The sequence below is a fragment of the Arthrobacter sp. Y3223164 genome (assembly GCF_059091005.1).
Genome location: NZ_JBNHGF010000466.1, coordinates 1 through 1,876 on the forward strand (window position 1 = coordinate 1; position 1,876 = coordinate 1,876).

The window sequence follows — 1,876 nt, forward strand, 5'->3', positions numbered from 1 at the left end:
GGCGACGGCGGCGGCCATGGCCTGTTGCACCTCGGCAGGTCCGGCCTGCAGGCCCCGGGCGACAACTTCGTCCGGGTGCGCCGGGTTGTGGCTGGCGATGGGGGAGCCGGAACCGGGAACCCAGGCGCCGTCGATGTAGTGCTGCAGCTGTACCGGAGAGGTCATGCGTGTTCCTTGGTTCGGAGAAGGGGTCAGCGGAAGGCGGGGACGCCGGTGATCTTCTGGCCGAGGATCAGGGTGTGGACCTCGTCGGTGCCCTCGTAGGTGCGCACGGATTCGAGGTTGTTGGCGTGGCGCAGCGGTGAGTAGTCCAGGGTGATGCCGTTGCCGCCGAGGATGGTGCGGCATTCGCGGGCGATTTCGATGGCTTCGCGGCAGTTGTTGAGCTTGCCGACGGAGATCTGGTGGGGCTGCAACTGTCCGGCGTCCTTGAGGCGACCAAGGTGCAGGGCGAGCAGGAAGCCCTTGTTGATCTCCAGCGCCATGTTGACCAGTTTTTCCTGGGTGAGCTGGTAGCCGGCCAGCGGCTTGTCGAACTGCATGCGCTCCTTGGAATAGTCGACCGCGGTCTGCCAGGCATCGCGGGCGGCTCCCATGGCGCCCCAGATGATGCCGTAGCGGGCTTCGTTCAGGCATTCGAACGGGCCGCGCAGCCCCTTGGCCTTCGGCAGCAGCGCCCCGGCGGGCAGGCGGACGTCGGTGAGTTCGATGTCGCACTGGATGGAGGCGCGCATGGAGAGCTTGGCCTCGATCGGGGTGGCCTTGAAACCGGCGGTGTCGGTCGGCACCACGAAGCCGCGGACGCCGTCGTCGGTCTGTGCCCAGATCACGGCGACCTTGGCGACCGAGGCGAGGCCGATCCAGCGCTTGGATCCGTTGAGCACCCAGTCGTCGCCGTCGCGGCGGGCGAAGGTCTTCATGCTGGCCGGGTCGGAACCAGCGCTGGGTTCGGTCAGGCCGAAGCAGCCGATGGCCTCGCCTGTGGCCATCTGGGGCAGCCACTCGTTCTTCTGCTCCTCGGAGCCGTGCTTGTGGATCGCGCTCATGGCCAGCGAACCCTGCACGGAGACGAAGGTGCGCAGGCCGGAATCGCCGGCCTCCAGCTCGGCCCCGGCGAGCCCGTATTCGACGGCGGAGCGGCCGGCGCAGCCGTAGCCGTCCAGGTGCATGCCGAGCAGGCCGAGCTTGGCCAGCTCGGGCACGATCTCCAGCGGGAACACCGCGTCTTCGTACCAGCCGGCGATGTTCGGCTTGATCGCGCTGTCCACGAAGGAGCGGACGTTCTTCTGCAGTTGCCGTTCCTCCTCGGTGAGCAGGGAATCGAGTGAAATCAGGTCGTGGTCCAAAGACATGGAGCGTTCCTTCTGGGGAGTTCGGGGGATGGTGTCGAGGTGTGGGGCTGCCGGAGGACGGTTCCCAGCAGGCGGGTCAGGCCGATGCCGAAGCGGCCGACGTCGGCTTCCCGTCCGCCGCAACGTCGAGGACTGCCTGCCGCAGCACCTGCAGGCCATCGGCGAGCAGGTCCGCGCCGATGACCAGCGGGGGCAACAACCGGATGACGTTGCCATGGGTGCCGCAGGTCAGGGTCAGCACGCCCTGCGCGTGGCACCGCGCAGAAACCTCCTTGGCCAGGTCGGCCCGCGGGGCCAAGGTGTCCCGGTCCGCGAACTCCAAGGCCAGCATGGCGCCGCGGCCGCGGAATTCTGCCACGACGTCGGTCTCCGCGACCAGCGGCTCCAACACCCGGCGTGCCGCGGCTTCGATGGCGCGGGCGTTGGCCAGCAGGCTGCCGTCCTCAAACGCTTCAAAGACGGCCAGCGCGGCCTCGCAGGCCAGCGGATTGCCGGCGTAGGTGCCGCCGAGGCCGCCGGCGTGC

At 68.6% G+C, this 1,876-nt stretch carries 2 protein-coding genes; both read right to left on the reverse strand.

All coding sequences use genetic code 11. The annotated features are described in order from the left end of the window. Positions 1 to 191 precede the first annotated feature (191 nt). Positions 192 to 1,352 (reverse strand): acyl-CoA dehydrogenase family protein, encoded by a 1,161-nt coding sequence (locus tag AC5RUJ_RS15450; RefSeq protein ID WP_494128859.1) that lies wholly within the window; start codon positions 1,350 to 1,352, stop codon positions 192 to 194. A gap of 76 nt (positions 1,353 to 1,428) precedes the next feature. Beyond that, positions 1,429 to 1,876: aminotransferase class III-fold pyridoxal phosphate-dependent enzyme (locus AC5RUJ_RS15455; RefSeq protein ID WP_494156154.1), on the reverse strand; the 448-nt coding region annotated here is incomplete at its 5' end.

What these genes read in the sequence shown, in the direction of transcription:
- AC5RUJ_RS15450 (WP_494128859.1), bottom strand. Translation starts at nt 1,352, where the DNA reads ATGTCTTTGGACCACGACCTGATTTCACTCGATTCCCTGCTCACCGAG.